We start from the raw sequence: 18404 nt of genomic DNA, 5'->3' as shown, positions 1-18404 counted from the left end.
CGGCAGGGCATCCGGAATGGCGAGACAGAAAAGTGTGCTCAATGCGACCCGCGATCCGTCTGTTTCCGAGCGAAACTATCGGACCATAGAGATTGGCTGAGGGCTCCGTTTTGAAAATCCCCGAACAATTCGACGAGACCGCGCCCCTGCGCGTCGCGATTGCAGCACGAATTGCCTTTCCCGATGGCTCGATGTGCGCAGCAGGCCTACGCAAGGAACGTGACGCCGGCCGACTTGAAACCGAGCTAATCGCAGGAAAGGAGTACGTCACCTTGCTGGCGATCACCAGAATGAGGGAACTATGCCGCGGGCGTCGAAAGGGCCACGCCTCGTCTGGCGCGGCGAAAGCTGGAAAAAGGACGGAACACTCCGAAACAAAGCTGGATGGTTTATCCGCGATCGAACAACGTTCATCAGCGCTGGCAGCGGCGAAAAAGGCCATCCAGGACCTGAAGCTGAAAAGGCGCTCGCGGTCTACATCGCCGGCAAGTACCATCGAGCGCGCGGTGCCGAAGATGTCTTGATAGCCGATGTCGTCAGCGTCTACCTGAGAGAGGTTGCACCGAAGCATGCCGCGCCGGAAGAGACGGCGGCTCGGCTGGACAACATCCTCGATTTCTTCGGTGAAAAGACGCTCGCCGCTATCAACGGCAAGCTTTGCCGCGACTACGTCGCGTTCTGTCCCACCGAAGCCGTTGCGCGCCGCCAACTCGAGGATCTTCGTGCGGCCATCAACTACTACCGCAGGGAAGGCCACACGACTGCCGCACCGACGATTGTCCTGCCTGACAAGGCCGGTGCGCGCGAGCGCTGGTTGACGCGCAGTGAGGCGGCCGCCCTTATCTGGGCCGCGTGGCGTATGAAGCAGAAATGGAAGGGCCAGGAGAGCGACCGGCGTACCGGGCGACACCTCGCCCGCTTCATGCTTGTCGCGCTTTATACAGGAACGCGCTCTGCCGCAGTTTGCGGTGCCGCCATCCGTCCCACCAAAGGGCGTGGTTATGTGGACCTCGACCGCGGCATCTTTTACCGCCGCGCCGATAGCGCAAAGAAGACCAAAAAACGCCAGCCGCCTGTGCGCTTGCCGGACAGGCTGTTGGCGCATCTCCGCCGCTGGGCGTGCACAGATCTCGATATCAGGACCAAGGCGCGCGGCAAGAGCGCAAATATTGGTCGCAAGATATCGCAAGACTTTGTGGTGGAGTGGAATGGAAAGCCGGTGGGGTCGGTCAAGAAGAGCTTTAGGAGAGCTCGCGACGCTGCCGGCCTCGGTCCCGACGTCACTTCGCACACGCTTCGCCACACCGCTGCGACCTGGCTGATGCGGGCCGGCGCCGACATGTGGCAGGCCGCGGGCTTTCTCGGCATCACCGTGGATGTTCTGATCGATACTTATGGTCACCATCATCCCGACTTCCAGGCAGACGCCGCCGAGAAGATCGCCAAGAAGCACGTCGCCGCCAAGGCAACGAAAACCTCGCTCAGGATAGGTGGCGATGAAAACGTGAACTTGGCCCGATCGCACCACAGGTTCCCCACACAAAGCCCGAAAGGAAATGCAATCATTGCGGAGCGAGCGTGACGAAGGAACCCGGGAACCTGCGGCTTTGCCTGGTAGCGCACATCGTTCGGGACGATGGGGTCGCAGGTTCAAATCCTGAGCGCGCTCAGGTCCCTCCTGTCTGAGCGACCACGGGGCGAGCGGTTGAGCGAACAACAGAACCGCTTGTGAACGCGCCGTGTCAGATCGAGCTTTAGACCCAAGGCTTTTCTGTAACGAACGCTGGCTATCGACCTGAACGTTACCTTGGTGGCGATCGATGGTGTGATATCACTTCGGAACATACCCTAAAATGACCGCTTTGCGCCGTATGCACGAACCCGCTTCGCGGGAGGGTCGCCTGGTTCTGAGGTGACGCGTATTCATAGGCCTTGAGCAGGTAAAGCCTGCGATTTGATCATGGAGTTCCCTTCAACGAGAGGAACTTGCCACGGCTACCTTGTCGACCGATGCTCCGATCACGCCGCTTCGCAGCGCATGCAGCAAGACATGCTGATGCGGGCTTGGGACCCCATAGGCAGCAGGATGCCGGGCGGCGGCATCGCGCCGGACGGATCACGCTGGATATCGTCGCGGCCGGCCTTCGTTCTTCCAGTCAGAGTACTGGCCAACCTGTTCCGCCGTCTGTTCCTGACCCGGCTGGTCGCGCTGCACGACGCCGGTCGGCTCGCCTTCTTCGGATCGGCGGCGCACCTGGCCGACCATCAGGCCTTCCTGCGTCATCTGAAGCGCCGGTCAACAGGATGCTATGTGCACGTTGCCGTGGCGCCGGTCGTCACGCACACCATTCCCGTCGGAAGCAACGCTACAGGCTCTGCGACCTGGCCCGGAAGCCGCTTCCACGACATGCCCAATGCGGGGTTCGCGACAAGCGCTGGCACCCCCGAGGCACAAATCCCCATAGGCAATCGTCCGCGGCCCGCGGGTTCCTGCATGAGAGACTTTCGTACGCCTGAGGCCACCAGAAACGCTTCACCAAGTCAGTCATTGCTGCGGACTTCGCCATCGCCGAAAAGCGGACATTGCCGAGGACTACGCTGCAGGTCGAGGTTGCTCCATCTCCTGCTATTCACAGCTCTCGATGATCTAAGCTAACCGGACGCGGTCTGGCCGTCTCTCAATGACGGGCTGGAAAGCGTGTCAGCTTGTTTTGCTTGGTTCTTTCGATTTAGGATACAATTTCGGAAGCAATTCTGCATTTCCTTGAAGGACCTAAAGCCGAGGCGCGGTGCGAGGCGGGATAAGGTTGTCGGGGACACTCCGCATCGGCGCGCGATCGCGGCGGCATTCTCGAAAGCCACGTAGTCCGGCTGCGCAAACATCACCCGGGCGACAGTTTCCAACTTCGTGGGAAGTACGAGCTCCTTTTTCGCAATCAGCATTTTGAGTTCGGCGAGCGTTGGCACCGGACTGTCGCGAGATACGACTTGTCTACCGCCCGCTCGTGAGGAATCAGATAGCCCCACACGCATGGTTCTCACTGTTTGGCTGCTTGCATGAACATGTCGAACTCGGCATCCCCAATCGGAACAGTATGCTCGTCACCGGGATACCTACCGGAATCGACGTCTGCCTTGTATTCCCTGAAGGCGACAAGGCGCTCGTCCTGGATCTTCTGCAGTTCAGGGCCAAGGTGTCGGTAAACCTTTCCGTGTCGCGGCGTGTGGTTCTTGCCGTAACCACACACATCTTCCGTGAAGAGGTACTGCGCATCCGCATACTTGCCAGCGCCCATGCCAAGCATGACAAGCGATGAGTTTTCAGCCAAGAATTTCGCGACCCGATCGGGCACGACTTCCAGTTCCGCTCCGAAGACGCCGATCTCCGCAAGTTTCTGGGTGTGTCGCCAGAGGCGCATCGCTTCGTCCGCGGTCTTGCCGACTGCGCGCCAGCCCGTCCAGGTGATGTATGACGGGATTAAGCCGATATGGCCAACGACAGGGATGTAGTTGTCGCAAAGTGCCTTCTGGATGTCGTAAGACGCCGCACAATAAAAGGCGTCACCACCAATGCCAGCGAAGTGGAAGGCTGCACGCAGATAATCCTCTGCTGTCGCCAGCGGGCGGCCAGCAAAGCTGCCCCAGCTGCCATATGGCAGGCCGACCTGTACGAAACAGTCGCCCGCTGCCTGCCGCATTTCCGAATCGAAAAATCGACCCTCGATGGAAAGCATATGAATGCCTGCTGCGGCAGCGGCAGCTGCCTCGTCGGGCGTGCTGACGAAGAGCATGGAGATTTTCTGTCCATTCTTCTTCATCTTTCGGATGTCCTCGACATGAGGACGGTTGTGATACATGCCCATAATCAGCCTCCGCTGCAGTTCAGGCGACCTTGAAAATGAGTCTGCGAGCGGTGTTCGGATCGGAAAGCATAGTCGGATAGCTTGCCGCGCTTGATCATAACGCCCAAACCCGCATCGCACCTATGATGACCGTTCCCGGCATAGCTCACACCGTAAAAGCCCGCCGAAAAGCGTCCAACGCCGCTTCCGGATCGTTTTGGGCAAACGCCTCCAAACCCACCGGCCCGCGGTATCCCATGTCGAATAGAGCTCTCGCGATGTACCGCCAGTTCATCTCGCCCGTTCCCGGCTCGCGACGACCCGGGTTGTCAGCCACCTGCACCTCGCCGATGAACGGCAGGCACTTCTCGCACCAGCGCACAATATCGCCCTCGCCGATTTGAGTGTGATAGAGGTCGAGATTGATACGCAATTGCGGTCTGTTGATCGACGACACCAATGCCAGCACTGCTGCCGTCGAGCCGAATGGGCAGCCGGGGTGGTCAAGCCGGTTCAGATTCTCGAGCGTGAAGGTTACATCTTCGGCCTCGGCCATGTCACAGATGCGGTTTAACGTGTCCCGCGCCTTGAGCCACATCGGGCCAGTCTCGACGTCAGTTTTTACAATAGGAATGCCGCCCTCGCCGAGACCGGTGCCATGCAGGTTCAACCGAGCAACTCCGAGGCGCTTTCCGACCTTCGCGGTCTCGAGCGCCGATTTTAAGAGAATGTCGGCCCCCTCATCATCGGCGAGCCTTCCGTCGAGATAGCCGTTCATGATTGTGAAAGTCGCGCCCGTCTTCTCGAGCTCCTCGAGGTCATGGTCCGGCCAATTCCACAATCCGATGCCGAAACCCATCTCATGCAAGCGCGCGACGCGCCAAGCAATTGGGCGATCAAGCCAAAGCATCTCGGCGCAGGCGGCCAGCTGGAAGGGTTGGCCCATGATGGCTCAAGCCTCGATCATGACGCGGCCATTCTCGACCTTCGTCTTGTAAGTCTTGAGGTTCTCGCAGGCCGGTGGCGTCTCTACTTCGCCGGTCGTGAAGTCGAAAACGGAAGCGTGCTTGGGGCATTCCACCGTATTGGCCATGACGAGGCCGTCAGCGAGGTGAATCTTCTCGTGCGTGCAAAGCCCGTCTGTGCAGTAGTATTCATTCGCGTCGTTGCGGAAAATCGCGAAGGTGCGGCCGCCATGATCGAAGCGTTTGGCTTCTTCGGCTTCTATTTCGTTGGCGGCACAGGCGTTGATCCAGGGCATGGTGTCTTCCTTCAGATGGCTTGCGGTTTGAAGTCGGCAGGGGCGGACGGCATGACGCCTTGGAGTAGCGCAACGGACTTTTCGAGCCCGTCGAGCGAGTTCAAAAGGACATCCTCATGCTCGATCGAGAGCCAACCATCGTAGCCAGCCATCTTCAGGCGATAGCAGAATTGCCGCCACCACTCCTCGCCGTGGCCGAAGCCCAGCGTGATGTAGCTCCAGGATCGCGCCGGAATATTCATCAGGCTGCCGTTTTCCAATAGAGAGGTCGTCGCCTGCACCGGGCCGTTCAGCATCGTATCCTTGGCATGAACGTGGTAGACCGCCTCGCCCAACGACTGAGCCGCCGCCAGGGGATCAGCGCCCATCCAAAAGAGGTGCGAGGGATCTAGGTTGGCGCCTACGACCGGGCCGACCGCCTGCCGCAATTTCAAGAGCGAGGGCACGTTGTAGACGCACTGGTTGCCGTGGAGTTCCAGCGCAATGCGCTCCACGCCATTCTCCTGAGCCAGCGCCACGATGTCGGTCCAGAACGGGATTATCTTCTCTTCCCATTGATATTTCAGGATGGTCTGCGTTTCCGGGGGCCACGACGAGACGACCCAGTTAGGCATGGCGTCGGCAGCTTTGCCGCCAGGAAGGCCACTCATGGTGCACACGGTCCGGATGCCCATTTCCCCGGCCACGCGAATCGTATCTTTCAACCCCTGACCCTGGGCTGGGTCGGTTGGATGCAGCGGATTGCCGTTTGCATTGAGGCTGATGATTTCCAACCCGCGCTCCTCAAACGCATTGATGAAGCGCTTCTGGCCTTGCTTATCGCCCAGTAGGGACGAGAGCGGGAAATGCGGTGCGGTGGACCAGCCGCAGGTGTTCACCTCGACGCCATCGACGCCCATGCGCTTGGCATGGTCCAGCATCGTCTCGAAGGGAAGGTCGCCTAGACTGTCGGAAACGAAACCCAATTTCATGCATAAAACTCCGGCTTTTCGATCATTTGCACGGACACGTTGCGCCCTTCGTTCAGCGCCTTCACGCCCGCCTCGGCAACGGTGGCAGCGCAGTAGCCGTCCCAGCAATCGGCGGCGGTGCCGGGGAACTCGCCGGTAGTTACGAAACGAAGGAAGTCGCGATTCTGCCTGCGGTAGGCGTCGGCGTAGCGGGTCCGCCAGTCTGCATCGTAGCCCGTGCTCTGGGCGAGCGCCGAATCTAAGCGGGTGTAGGAGACATTGTTCATCGCCACAGCACCCTGCTCGCCAATAAGCTCGGCGCGCACGTCGTAGCCATATGCGGCATTGTTGTTGATCTCGATGTTGACGAGTTGGCCGTCAACTGTCTGGAGCACCATGAAGACTGGCGCGACAAGTGCATCGGAGCGCTTCGGCTGGAAGGCCGAGATTGAAGCGTATTCAGTGTCGAGTACGTAGCGCACCACGTCGAATTCGTGCGGGGCGGAATTGGTGATGGCCATGGCGCCGGTGAAATCGGCCGCTGGCGTTTCAACGTTGCGGTGGAAATTGTGCATCATCAGCGGCCGTCCAAGCCGGCCACCTGATAGAGCACGTTTCATTTCCTGGTAGGAGCGGTCGTAGCGGCGCATGAAGCCGATCTGGACGAACTTCGCACCCGCCTTCTGTTCAGCCTCCATCACTGCGACACATTGGGCGGACGATGGAGAAAGAGGCTTTTCGCACAGCACGCGTTTGCCGGCCGCGATACAAGCCTGCGACAACGGCGCATGCGTGAAATCGGGGCTCGCGATGATCACCGCATCCACGTCGTGCCGTGCGATGACGCCTTCGGGGTTGGTGGAGATGTCGGAGGCGCCAAGGGCATTGGCGACCGCTCGGGCACGCGCCTCGTCCCTGTCGCACACCAGCTGGAGCGTGGCGCCGGGGAGGTCCTCGGCGACTATTTTAGCATGGTCTGCGCCCATTAGGCCGGCGCCAATCACGGCAATGCGGGTTGTCATGTATTCTTCTGCCTTTTTTCTGAGTTAACGGCCGCCGACCCTGGCAATCCTAAGGCGTCGGTTGATGTGGAGGCGGCGGATGCCGCGCTTGCTGAGGGAAGCCTATCGACTCGTTCGCTCCTCAACTACTTCCAGAGGCGGCGGATGGCCTTCGTGCTCATCCATATAATTTTCGATCTCGGCTTCGAGGTCGGCCATGGTCTCGCCGCCGGCCATCAGGTCGGTGATCTCCTCTCGTGTCTTTTCGTGCTTGCGGAAATCCGCGGCGATGGCACCGCGGATGAGCACGGCGAAATGGTCGCCCACAGCCATCGCGTGCATCACCTGGTGGGTAATGAAGATGACCGCGAGTCCGCGGCGCTTGGCTTCGTTGACGATGCGAAGCACGTGTGCCGCCTGCTTGACGCCGAGCGCCGCGGTTGGCTCATCGAGGATGAGGACGCGGGCCCCGAAATGAACGGCGCGTGCAATAGCCAGGGACTGACGTTCGCCGCCCGACAGGCCGCCGACCAGCCGGTCGCCATCGTCGATGCGCGTGATGCCGAAATCTTGCACCGCTTTGACCGCGATTTCGTTGGCGCGCTTACGGTCGTAGAACTTGAACGGGCCCCAGCCCTTCGTTGGCTCCAATCCCACGAAGAAAGACCGGCCTATGCTCATTAGCGGGAAAGTGCCCCCGAATTGGTGCACCGTGGCAATGCCGCGCTCTTGCGCATCACTTGGCCCGTTGAAGCTAATCGGCTGGCCGTCCATCAAGATTTGGCCGCTGGTGGGCATGAAGACGCCCGCTAGCGTCTTGATCAGGGTGGATTTGCCGGCACCGTTATCGCCCAACAGGCACAACACCTCACCTTGGCGCACTTCCAATGAAATGTCGTGCAGCACGTCGATCGCGCCGAAGGACTTGTTGATGTTCTTCAGTTCGAGAATGGCAGGTTTGTCGCTCATGACGCGTTCAGCCCTTTTTCGCGGGATTGGCCTTCAATTTCATAAACTTCTCTCAGTGCTTGGCGGCACCTCCGGCGGGCTTCGCGCCCTCCGGGGTCTGTACGACAGGGCTAACTCGCGGAAGGACTGGTTCATCAGCACAGCCACCAGGAGCATCACACCGATGATCAAGTTCGACCAGTTGCGGTCAATCTGGGTAAAATAGATTCCCTGACTCACAATGGCGAACGTGACTGTACCGACGAAGATGCCGATCACCGAGCCGAAGCCGCCGGTGAGAAGCACGCCGCCCACCACCACAGACACGATCGCATTGAAGATGAAGCTCATTCCGCCGGAGACTTGGGCCGAATTGAACTGGATGGCTTGGCACATACCGACGAATGTGGCGCTGACGGCGGACAGCACGAACAGCGCGATGGTCATGCGGCCCGTCGGAATGCCTGCATTGCGGGCGCTTATGCGGTCGCCGCCCATGGCGAATAGCCAGTTGCCGTATCGAGTCTGATGCACGACGAAGCCGACGATCACAGCGATAATTATCCACCAGACTATGATGACCTGGTGGCTGCCGCCGATCAGTTGGCCGAACAGAAATTTGGCCCAGCCTGGCGCGGTGACCGCCACGCTGGCATTGCCGGTCAATAACACCGAGGCGCTGAGCACCACGCCCTGCATGGCGACCAGCGTGCCGAGCGTAATGATAAGCGAGGGCACGGAAGTGCGGACGGTCAGCAGGCCGTTGACGAGGCCGACCATCACGCCAACCGCGAGCGCGCCCACGATGCCGACCATCATGGGCATGCCGTAATAGCCGGTGAGGATGGCGGTGGTCATTGAGCCCGCTGGGATCAACGCACCGATGGAGATATCGAGTTCACCCGAGATCATCAGGAGGCCGAGAGGAATGGCGACAATGCCGAGATTGGCGGCGAAGTTGACCCAGCTGGCCGCACCGACGAGGGTCCGAAGGTCGACACCGCCAAAAATGACGAAGAACAGTACGACACCGACCAGGCTGAGGATCGAGCCCGCATCGGGGCGGCGCAGAAAAGCCTTGATTGCATCAGTCATGGCTGTCCCTCACGCCTTCTTCGCCGAATAGCTGAGAGCCAGCTGCCGGAAGGTGTCGTTGGTGAGCACCGCGATCAGCAAAAGTGCGCCGATGATGATGCTTCCCATGTTAGGATCGATACCGGTGAAGTAGATTCCCTGGTTGACGACTGAGAAGGTGATCGTGCCGAACACGATGCCGACGATTGAGCCGAAGCCGCCGGTAAGCAGCACGCCCCCTATAACCACGCACATAATGGAATTGAAGATGAAGGACCCGCCTGCCAGAACCTGCGCGCTTTGGTAGACCATCACCTGGCTGACCCCGACGAAAGCGGCGCTAAAGCCGCTGAACATGAACAGGCCGATTGTAAGCCGGTTGGTAGGAATACCGACGTTGCGCGCGCTTACCTTGTCACCGCCGAGTGCATAGATCCAGTTGCCAACCGGCGAGACGTGCAGCATCCAGAATGCGCTGACGATGAAGGCCAGCCACCAGAGAATTGTGACTTGGAACATGCCGCCGAGATACTGGCCAAGGATCGCCTTGGTGAGAGCGTCCGGCACCAACGATACACCGGTGCTGCCGGCGATCATGACGGTGAGGCCAAGCGTGAGGCCCATCGTGCCGAACATGGTCCCTATGGTAATGATGAGGGACGGGATGATGGTTCGCGTCACAAACAAGCCATTGATGAATCCGACGGCGAGGCCCATCCCGAGCGCAGCCAAGATGCCGAGCCAATCTGGTAGGCCATAGTGGCCGGAGATGATGGCGGCGGTCAGAGAGGCGGCGGGAATGATAGCGCCAACCGATATGTCCAGTTCGCCGGCAATCATCAGCAATCCTATCGGAAGGGCGATAATGCCGATCTCAGCCGCGACGTTGAGCCAGCTGGCCGTACCGGCTGCTGACAGAAAGCCACTGCCACCGAAAAGTCCGAAGAAGAGGAAGACTGCGGCCATGCCGAGGAACGAGCCCGCCTCGGGCCGGCGCGCCAGACGGCCGAGCGCCAGTGCATGACGAGCGGGCTCTGACGTTGGGGCTGCGGGAGATATCACTGGATGCGCCGTCATAATGGATCCGCTAGCAAGCGGGCGGCCGAACGCGGTCGCCACATTACAGGGATGGAAGGGCCGCTCGCTTCTTCGCGAGCGGCCTTGGTTGAGGACTTAGCGCGTCCCAGCCTTCACGCCCGCAATGGTGGCCTCGACAGTGCTCTTGTCGATTATGCCGGGGCCGGTGAGAATTTCGCGGGTCGGCACGGTCAGGCCGTAGTTCACCTTGCCATTCAGAATCGCGACGGCGAGGTAGCCCTGCAGGTATCCCTGCTGGTCGATGGCGCAGGCCTGTTTTCCCTCCTTCACGTTATTCAGGATGGTCTCGTCGAAGTTTATGCCGCAGAGCTGAACCTTGCCGTCTTTCCCGGACTGCGTGATGCCGTTCATGGCGGAGTTGGCGTCAACGTTGCCGATGGTGAACACGGCGTTCACGTCCTGATGTTGCAGCAGATAGGCCTTTACCGCCTGGGCCACAGCTGTAGCCGAGCCGAAGGACGTGGCGGGCAAGGGCAGGACGTCGGCTTCGCCGCCGCCATTCTTCATCCCTTCTTTGAAGCCACCACAGTAAGCCTCGATATTGGCCGCACCCGGGAGGGTGTTAATGCAGACGCCTTTCTTGCTGCCGGCCTTGGCGAGATACTCGCCGCCGGCGACGCCGCCTTTGTAGTCGTCAGAGCCAACATAGTTCATGGCGCCGAGGCGATCGGCCGCTTTCAACCCGCCGGCATTGTAAATCACTAGGGGAATGCCAGCATCCACGACTGCCTTGAACGCAGGGTCCATCGCTTCCGGCACCCAGTCTGGACCGACAATGGCGTCGGCCTTCTGGTCGATTGCCTGGCGGATCAGTTCGGCGGCGTCCACGCCCAGATTGTCGTAGTTCTGGGGCCCGAGCCAGGTGACCTTGCCACCCTGGGCTTCGACCACCTTGCCCGCGTCTTCGGCGCCGCGTTTGACGATTGACCAGAACGGGTCGTCCGGCTTGCCGCCGATGACGAAGATGTTGGCGGCAAGCGTCGCGCCAGTGCTAAATGCTGTCAGCACCGTTGCCGACACGAGTGTCTTGAATAACGTCACAGTCGTCCTCCCAGGTTTCACCCGCCTCGCGGGTGTTGAAATTAAGTTCTACTGTCCCGCCCGCCCGCTCCTCTCAGGCACATGCGGGACGGTGTCGTTCCGTCACTCTGCCGGCATGTCAGAGGCCGCGCCGCGGGCTTCCTGCTTGGCGCGCCGCCTTTCCTTCTTTTTGAGGAAGCGCGTCTTCATCGCGTCGTCGGCTTCCTTGCTACCGTCGTGCCAAGTACCGAACAGCTTATCGAGGGGCACGAGGCCATCACCGCCGTAGTTCACCTCGAAGTACTTATGGTGCAGGTAATGCACGTAGGAATGGCTATCGAGATTCATCTTGTCGGTGAGTTCGAATGTCTCGAAGCCAAGATGGCCGTTGACTGCGCCGAAACCGGCGCCGTGCAGCGTGAAATAGGCACAGACCGGGTTGGATGGGATCAATAAGTGCAGCCAAGCCTCGGCATGGTACAGGAAACCCTCGACCGGATGCATGGACAGAGACGACCACGGGCTCGGGTTGATCGAGTTGTGGTGGACCGAATGCACCCATTTATAAAGGGGTGGCCAATGGATCGCGCGATGCAGCAGAAAGAAATAAACCTCGTGCACAAACGGTCCGATCAACACCAGGAAGGACAAGTAGAGCCAATTGGTTGTCCAGGGCAGCCAGGCCGCCCAGCTGTTGGCATAGACCCACAGCATCATGATCTCGACCACGGTCCACAGCGGGATGGTCACAAAGAAAGACCGCAGGAAATTGTCTAGGTTCTGGCGCTGGAACCAGAAAACGTCGGACGGCACATCAGACGGAAATTTCGCATTGTATTTGAAGCGCGTCCCCTGCCGGCGATGAACGTAGTAGCGCAGCTCGAAGAAACCATAAAACAGGAAAATGCCGGCGGCGTTCAGACCGTATAGCCAGAAATAGTTGAGTAGCGACAAGCTTGCGAGGCTCTGCCAGCTCGGGATGAGCAGGTTGACCCAAAGGATCGCTGTGGCGATGTGGAAAGCGTTCCATGGCCAAAAAAAATCGGGAATCCAGGCAACCACCTTTTTTGCATTGAACGGACAATGCCACAACGGCGCCGGCTCTGCACGGCGGTGCGGTGCCCAATTGCCGCGTTTGTCGCGTGTTCCATACTGAAGGTCATCCATCGTAACAGCACCTCCTTGCCCGGATCAGTCGTGTGCTTGCGGGTCCAGTCGCCCCGGGGCTCATCATCAAATTGAGCCCTAGCTCGGCACGTTTTATATCGGAGGGTTGATATTTGTAGAAGTCGAAAATAATATCAAAATGACATTTGTATCATTTAGCTTCAATCATGATGATACAAAAGAGGGTTAACATTCATGAAACGGCCGACAATTCGCGATCTCGCTACCGCCGCAGGCGTATCTACAGCGACTGTAAACAGAATTCTGAGTGGGACCGTTTCCGTACGCCCGAAAACCGTTCAACGCGTCCAAAGCGCGGCGGAAGAAATAGGGTTTTACGCTATCGGAGCGATTGATAACCGGGCCCGTCAGCTATCGCCCCAGTACCGATTAGGTTTCCTGCTCCAGCAGTCCACCCGCGACCTCTACCAGCTGTTCGGGAAGAAAATCGTCGGCGCCTGTCGCGATCGTCGGGACGAGGTGATTGAACCTGTCGTCGACTTTGTGGATCTGCTGACGCCAGAGACTATCTCGAGCCGCCTCATCGCACTCGGCGACGCATGCGATGCCGTCGCGGTGGTCGCCGCAGATCACCCGATCATTGGTCAGGCCATCCGTTCATTGAAGGAGATGGGGAAACCAGTCGTTTCTTACATTACGGACCAATCAGCGCCGGAACGGGCGGCGTATGTGGGCACCGACAACTGGAAACTGGGGCGCACTGCAGCCTTCCTGATTACCCAAACGACCCATGGTCCTGGTCGCATTGCGGTTTTCATAGGGAATCATCGGTATCAATGCCAAGACGTCGCAGACGCTAGCTTTCGCTCCTACTTGCGCGAGCACGCTCCAAGGCTCACGGTGGAGGAAAGTCGCCCCACCCACGAGGAATCGAGCGAGGCTTACCGAATGGTGGCCGAGTTGCTGAAGGCGACTGACGATCTTGTGGGAATTCTGATCGTCGGCGGCGGAATAACCGGTGTACTTCGCGCACTGAGGGAGGTTCCTTCCGAAAGGCGGTCGGGGATCAAGTTGGTTTGCCGTGACATTGGCCCCGAGACCCGAAAGGGATTATCTGAAGGGTTGATCACCGCAGCCCTTTGTCATCCGCTGGAGGCGATCTCTGCACTTCTTGTGCAGACAATGATTGATGTCATGGGGCCACAAGCACCGTTCGCTACGCTTCAGCGGTCCATACCTTTCGAAATAGTCACGCCGGAGAATATTTGAGACAAATATCTCGGCGGATGAATCAGGAGATCCCTCGGGATAGCTCAACCGGTGCAAGCTTCAGACTGCCAATTCGCGCTTCCAGCAGTGAACGCGCAAATGCGCATCCCGACCCCGACCGTATCGATCCGTCAAGCGGTCGACCGCAATGCTTCGCCGCCGAGGTCGCGGTAAAGAATGATGGGCCCAGCAACTGTCAGATCGCCAACGTTGGCAAAGCATCGTCAGCTAGCGGTCAGCGTCAGCCATCAACTTTGTGATCTGAACGGCACCAAAGGCTCCTTTTCGACGAGCCGCCGTCGTACGACATACCTTGCCTAGACACAGGTTGTGAAAACGCGTGATAAGGTCGGCCCGCGCTAGACTCAAAGATGGCCCGGGGCACCAGAAGATGGCACACCGCATGTGCAACGCAATGCTTGGCTTCGCGGCGCTTGCTTTAGCCGCGTGCCAATCGGCTCCTGAAACGCCGTAACCCGCCACTCTCGAACCTGCGTTAGAACCTGATAGTATTCCTTCACAACCTGCCTTGGATCCTGGCGCTGTTCCTTCCGGCTCAGCGATCTTAGATCAATCCGTGGCGGTCACTCCCCCTGGCAAGGGCGTTCCAACAAAGTATGCTGCTTTTTCGGGTCTATGGGCCGGACAATTGGACGGGATCTATGACGCCAAACTTGCCGTTCAGACGATTTCTTCCAATGGAAAGGTGACGGTCACCTATGCGTGGGGAAATCTGGGCGACAACTATCCGGGAGAGGCCGCCGGCGCTGGAAGAATTGTAGGGAGCACGTTGAAGCTTGAGCGCTTACCGAATGGCGCGGACGTCAGTTTTGTCATGCGGCCCGACGGGGCCCTGGCCGGAACCGTTACGCTTGCCGGCCAGACCTACACGGGCGCGTTCCTCAAGCAATAATCAAAGACGCATCTGAAGGGCTATGCAGAGGGCCAGGCGACTGTTCCATATTGCAGTTGCCTGTTGTTACCGGAGTGGAGGGCCGTTCAAGGCCCAAACTGGTCGTCTACGACACTGGCGGACATCTTCTGGTTGGACAGCAGCAGGATGTTCGCATCGCAGTTCGCAGGTTCCTAGCTGGCGCCGGCCTCATCTCGTCATCCGACAGACCAAGACGGTGATACAACATCCGCTTGGGGCAGTACCGCTTCACAGCTCGTTCGTTGCTGTCGCCGATCGAAGGAACAATCGCACGGGGAGGGGCAGCGCATCATGCCGGCGCTCGCCTTCGTAGCCGGTTGTGAGCTAAAAGATTGATATGATCCGGGACTAACCGTTTCATAGCCTAGGCGCGGCTCCGATTTGTCTTTCGGGACCGCGCTGGAGACAGTTCCGGTTGAACGGCAATCCAAATCTGTTCCCCTCTTTTTCTTGACCGTGCCTGACAAGTCGGGGCAGGCTGACGTGACTTCTGTTCTGACCACCATCTTCTTCTCGTGCGCAACGGTGGCGGTGGATCCGGCAATCACAATTGCCGCACAAATAATCGTCAATCTCATTGAATTTCCCCCTTAGAGCGCACCGCAAAAAATGTCGTCGGCTGTCTTGAGACAGTGGCGGAGACGGTACTCGCGCTTGGCCGGTCGATGCGGCTTCCGGCTTGATAAGATTGTAATTACATTAGCTACAGCGCAAGTAATCATTTCGGACTAGGAACGGGCTCACGCGCCTACCACCTTGAAAGCCCTTCGATGGAAAGCGGCTGAGCTGCGGCGAAAAGGGGGGCGTTTCAGCCTTTTCCGTCATGCTCCGCTAAGGGCCGACGGTGCCAAGACCTATAACGCCATAGAGGGCTCGGAAGGCCCATCGGCTTCGCCGTCGATCTGCCGCGCTGAGGTCGAGCCGTGCATGAATGCGCCGAAGATGCTGCGCCCCATGCCGGCAATGCCGTGGCCGAGGAACCAGAGCCGGTAAAGAAGGAAGGCATGCCCATCGTCACCACGACGCGAGAGGTGCGGCCGCGAAGCAGCGTCTTGGTAAATCCGCCACCCTTGCCCGGATAGGCCACCGCGGCAACGCCGACGACAAAATCGACGGTGATTGTCAATCTAACCCGCCGCGATCAAGACCGTGCTTTCTGGCGACCAGCTCAGCACGACGTCCTGACCTTCCGCCAGCCTGCCAGCGCCGGTGTTCTGCACAATCACCTTGAGTGTCTGGCCGGCACGCTCGACAAAGTAAGTGCTGCTATTTCCGGCGAAGATGCGTTTGGACACTTGCCCTCGCAGCACATTCGCATTGGCCGCATCCGGAGCCTCGGCATCAATGAAGATGCGGAGGCGTTCGGGCCGCACGGCGCAGCTTGCCTTGGCACCAGCGGCAAGCTTGGCACCCGCGCCAGCGGCAATCGCTGTGCCGTCCGGCAGTCGGATGCCGTTGCCCGTGCTGTCGCCGCGAAGGATGTTGGCGTCGCCCAGGAAAGTGGCGGCAAACTCGCTCTTCGGCCGATCGTAGATCTCCTCGGGCGAGCCTTCCTGCACCAGCTTGCCATCGCGCAGAATGCCGATGCGGTCGCTCATCGTCAGCGCTTCTTCCTGGTCGTGGGTGACGAAGATGGTGGTGATGCCGATCTCGCGCTGGATGCGCTTGAGCTCGATCTGCATGTCGACGCGCAGCGCCTTGTCCAGCGCGCCGAGTGGCTCGTCAAGCAACAGCACGCGCGGCCGGATGACGATCGCGCGAGCGAGCGCAACCCGTTGGCGCTGGCCGCCGGACAGCTGGTGCGGCCGGCGGCCGCCGAGCCTGCCGAGTTGCACGAGGTCGAGTGCGCGCTGTACCTCGCTGGCAATCACTGCCTTGGGCTCGCCGCGTACCGACAGGCCGAAGGCGACATTGCCGGCAACACTCATGTTGGGAAACAGGGCGTAGTTCTGGAACACCATGCCGATGCGCCGTTTTTCGACCGGCACCCGCTCGACGCTCTCACCACCTATGGTGATGCGGCCGGAATCGGGAAAGTCGAAGCCCGCGATTTGTCGCAGCAGCGTGGTCTTGCCGCTGCCTGACGGCCCGAGCAGGGCATAGAAGCCGCCATCGGCGAAATCGATGGAGACATCGTCCAGCGCCTTATGGGCACCGAAAGCGCGCGACACGTTCGCTACTTGGACGCCAGCCATTTATTTCTCTCCGCCGAATTTGAAGAAGCGCGCCGTCAGCAGCATCAGTGCCATCGACACGACAATGATGATCGTCGAGACCGCATTGATCTCGGGTGTGAATCCCTTGCGGATCGCGGCGTAGATTTCGACCGGCAGCGTCGTCTGGCCGGGCGTCGACAGGAAGTAGGATACGACGAACTGGTCGAAGGACACGGCGAAGGCGAACAGCCCGCCGGCAATGACGCCCGGCATGATCCAGGGCAGCGTGACGCGGTTCGTCACCTGCCATTGATTGGCGCCGAGCGAGCGCGCCGCCTCTTCCAACTCGGGCGCGAAGGTCTGCAGTCGGGCCGACACGACGACAATGACGTAGGGCAGCGCAAGCGCGACGTGCCCGAGCAGGATGGCGAACAGGCCGCGCCCAATGCCGACGCCGAAGAAGAAGATCAACATCGCCGTGCCGGTTATCAGCCACGGAATGGCGATTGGCGGAAACAGCAGCGCCTGCAGGAATTTCTTGCCGCGAAACTCATAGCGGTAGAGCGCAAGTGACGCGGCCGAGCCAAGCACGACGCAGATGATGGTGCTGATGACTGCGATTTCGACGCTGTTCCAGGTGGCTGAGATAAGCTGGGCGTTCTGCCACAGCGAGACATACCATTCCGTCGTCCACTCGAACGGCAGCTGGTAGAAGGGCGAAACGTTGAAAGACATCAGGGCCATGATGACGATGGGCACATAGAGGAAGGCGAGCAATAGCCAGATGTAGAGGCGGCCGAGCCATTCGAGAACACGTGTCGTCGCCATCACGTAGCCCTCCGCAGCACCGGCGAGGCAACCGCCAGGATGACCAGCACGACGGCCAACAGGATAAAGGAGAGCGCAGCACCCAGCGGCCAGTTGAACACTGCGACGAACTGGTCCTCGATGACAGTGCCGTAAAAGGTGCCGGTACGGCCGCCGAGGATGCGCGGTTCCATGAACGAACCAACAACCGGGACGAAGATGAGCGCTGCGCCCGCCACCAGCCCCGGCAACGACAGCGGAATGATGACCCGATTCAGCACCTGCAGCCGCGAGGCACCGAGCGAGCGCCCGGCCTCTATCAGCGAGTCATCGATGGCCTGCAGGGTCAAGTAGCAGGTCAGCACCATGTAAGGCACGTAGGAGTGCACCAGCCCGATGATGACCGCCGGATAAGAATACATCAGGTCGATGTTGATCTTGAACGGCAGCACGGCGTTGAGCGCGGTGTCGAGAATGCCTCCTTCACGCAGCACCATCGCCCAGGAGAAGATGCGCACAAGCCCATTCGACCAGAACGGCAGGATGACGAGAAGGAAAATCGCCTCTCGGCTGCGGCCTTTCAGCACCTTGGCCAGCACATAAGCGGCGGGATAACCGATGACGATGCACCACAGCGTCACCTCGAGGCCGAGGCGCAGCGAGGCCAAAAGCAATGTCAGATAAAGGCTTTGTGAAAAGAAGGCGGCATAGTTTTCGAGCGTGAACGCCCACGGCTTTCCCGACAGCGGCAGGTCGGTCATGAAGGAGAAGAAGACCATGGCTGAGAGCGGCAGGAAGATCGCAACCGTCAGCCAGAGATAGGCAGGCGCCAGCAGTGGCAAGGCCGATCTCAATCCGCTGCGCGACGCGGCCGCAACCTGTGCTGCCATGACATCCACCTCCCAGGATGGGGAAG

The 18404-nt window shown here is 59.6% G+C and carries 17 protein-coding genes and 1 pseudogene; 5 read left to right on the top strand and 13 right to left on the bottom strand.

The genetic code is table 11. From position 1 onward, the window contains the following. The first annotated feature begins 92 nt into the window (after positions 1 to 92). From NKI67_RS02760 to NKI67_RS02750, 3 genes and pseudogenes are all read left to right on the top strand, one after another. Complete coding sequence (locus NKI67_RS02760) at positions 93 to 524, top strand: excisionase (protein ID WP_245274605.1); 432 nt, start codon at positions 93 to 95, stop codon at positions 522 to 524. Continuing rightward, entirely contained in the window at positions 521 to 1582 is a 1062-nt protein-coding gene (locus NKI67_RS02755) for a tyrosine-type recombinase/integrase (protein WP_245274606.1), read from the top strand. Before NKI67_RS02760 ends, NKI67_RS02755 begins: the two co-directional genes overlap by 4 nt. A gap of 504 nt (positions 1583 to 2086) precedes the next feature. Continuing rightward, a pseudogene (locus NKI67_RS02750) lies at positions 2087 to 2287 on the top strand (transposase); the annotation flags it as partial. Between the two features lie 751 nt (positions 2288 to 3038). Here NKI67_RS02750 and NKI67_RS02745 read toward each other — a convergent pair. The 10 genes from NKI67_RS02745 to NKI67_RS02700 form a co-directional block, all read right to left on the bottom strand. Continuing rightward, positions 3039 to 3863, bottom strand: a complete 825-nt coding sequence (locus NKI67_RS02745; protein WP_352619987.1) for a 3-methyl-2-oxobutanoate hydroxymethyltransferase — start codon at positions 3861 to 3863, stop codon at positions 3039 to 3041. Between the two features lie 145 nt (positions 3864 to 4008). Next, on the bottom strand, positions 4009 to 4788 hold the full coding sequence (locus NKI67_RS02740) for a TIM barrel protein (RefSeq protein WP_023674303.1): 780 nt from the start codon (positions 4786 to 4788) through the stop codon (positions 4009 to 4011). 6 nt (positions 4789 to 4794) lie between these two features. After that, entirely contained in the window at positions 4795 to 5103 is a 309-nt protein-coding gene (locus tag NKI67_RS02735) for a MocE family 2Fe-2S type ferredoxin (protein WP_023674304.1), read from the bottom strand. An 11-nt stretch (positions 5104 to 5114) separates the two neighbouring features. Continuing rightward, positions 5115 to 6074 (bottom strand): sugar phosphate isomerase/epimerase family protein, encoded by a 960-nt coding sequence (locus NKI67_RS02730; RefSeq protein WP_352644423.1) that lies wholly within the window; start codon positions 6072 to 6074, stop codon positions 5115 to 5117. Further along, a complete protein-coding gene (locus NKI67_RS02725) occupies positions 6071 to 7075 on the bottom strand; it encodes a Gfo/Idh/MocA family oxidoreductase (RefSeq protein WP_031211122.1) in 1005 nt (334 codons plus the stop codon). The genes NKI67_RS02730 and NKI67_RS02725 overlap by 4 nt, the downstream gene beginning before the upstream one ends. Positions 7076 to 7177: 102 nt before the next feature. Beyond that, positions 7178 to 8023: an ATP-binding cassette domain-containing protein gene (locus NKI67_RS02720; protein WP_352457196.1), complete on the bottom strand. Its 846-nt coding sequence runs from the start codon at positions 8021 to 8023 to the stop codon at positions 7178 to 7180. 39 nt (positions 8024 to 8062) lie between these two features. After that, entirely contained in the window at positions 8063 to 9097 is a 1035-nt protein-coding gene (locus NKI67_RS02715; protein WP_352644420.1) for an ABC transporter permease, read from the bottom strand. Between the two features lie 9 nt (positions 9098 to 9106). Then, complete coding sequence (locus NKI67_RS02710; protein WP_023674310.1) at positions 9107 to 10042, bottom strand: ABC transporter permease; 936 nt, start codon at positions 10040 to 10042, stop codon at positions 9107 to 9109. A 207-nt stretch (positions 10043 to 10249) separates the two neighbouring features. Next, entirely contained in the window at positions 10250 to 11215 is a 966-nt protein-coding gene (locus NKI67_RS02705; protein WP_031211128.1) for a sugar ABC transporter substrate-binding protein, read from the bottom strand. A 102-nt stretch (positions 11216 to 11317) separates the two neighbouring features. Continuing rightward, complete coding sequence (locus NKI67_RS02700) at positions 11318 to 12361, bottom strand: sterol desaturase family protein (RefSeq protein WP_023674312.1); 1044 nt, start codon at positions 12359 to 12361, stop codon at positions 11318 to 11320. A gap of 195 nt (positions 12362 to 12556) precedes the next feature. Here NKI67_RS02700 and NKI67_RS02695 point away from each other — a divergent pair, with 195 nt between their 5' ends. Both NKI67_RS02695 and NKI67_RS02690 read left to right on the top strand, forming a co-directional pair. Beyond that, a complete protein-coding gene (locus tag NKI67_RS02695) occupies positions 12557 to 13591 on the top strand; it encodes a LacI family DNA-binding transcriptional regulator (protein WP_023674313.1) in 1035 nt (344 codons plus the stop codon). A 649-nt stretch (positions 13592 to 14240) separates the two neighbouring features. Next, complete coding sequence (locus NKI67_RS02690) at positions 14241 to 14504, top strand: hypothetical protein (protein WP_023674314.1); 264 nt, start codon at positions 14241 to 14243, stop codon at positions 14502 to 14504. Positions 14505 to 15652: 1148 nt separating this feature from the next. Here the strand turns inward: NKI67_RS02690 and NKI67_RS02685 are convergent. The 3 genes from NKI67_RS02685 to NKI67_RS02675 are packed head-to-tail and all read right to left on the bottom strand — an operon-like array spanning position 15653 to position 18378. After that, positions 15653 to 16720: an ABC transporter ATP-binding protein gene (locus tag NKI67_RS02685; RefSeq protein WP_352571235.1), complete on the bottom strand. Its 1068-nt coding sequence runs from the start codon at positions 16718 to 16720 to the stop codon at positions 15653 to 15655. Continuing rightward, positions 16721 to 17509 carry an ABC transporter permease gene (locus tag NKI67_RS02680; protein WP_023674318.1) on the bottom strand — a complete coding sequence of 263 codons (789 nt, stop codon included), beginning with the start codon at positions 17507 to 17509 and terminating at the stop codon, positions 16721 to 16723. Next, the gene (locus NKI67_RS02675; protein WP_031211130.1) at positions 17509 to 18378 is read right to left on the bottom strand and encodes an ABC transporter permease; all 870 of its coding nucleotides are present in this window, start codon (positions 18376 to 18378) and stop codon (positions 17509 to 17511) included. Before NKI67_RS02675 ends, NKI67_RS02680 begins: the two co-directional genes overlap by 1 nt. Positions 18379 to 18404 lie beyond the last annotated feature (26 nt).

It is taken from the genome of Mesorhizobium sp. M0408, assembly GCF_040321495.1.
Classification (GTDB): domain Bacteria; phylum Pseudomonadota; class Alphaproteobacteria; order Rhizobiales; family Rhizobiaceae; genus Mesorhizobium.
Note: the sequence above shows the minus strand (reverse complement) of the source record. Positions and strands in the feature narration are given on the sequence as shown.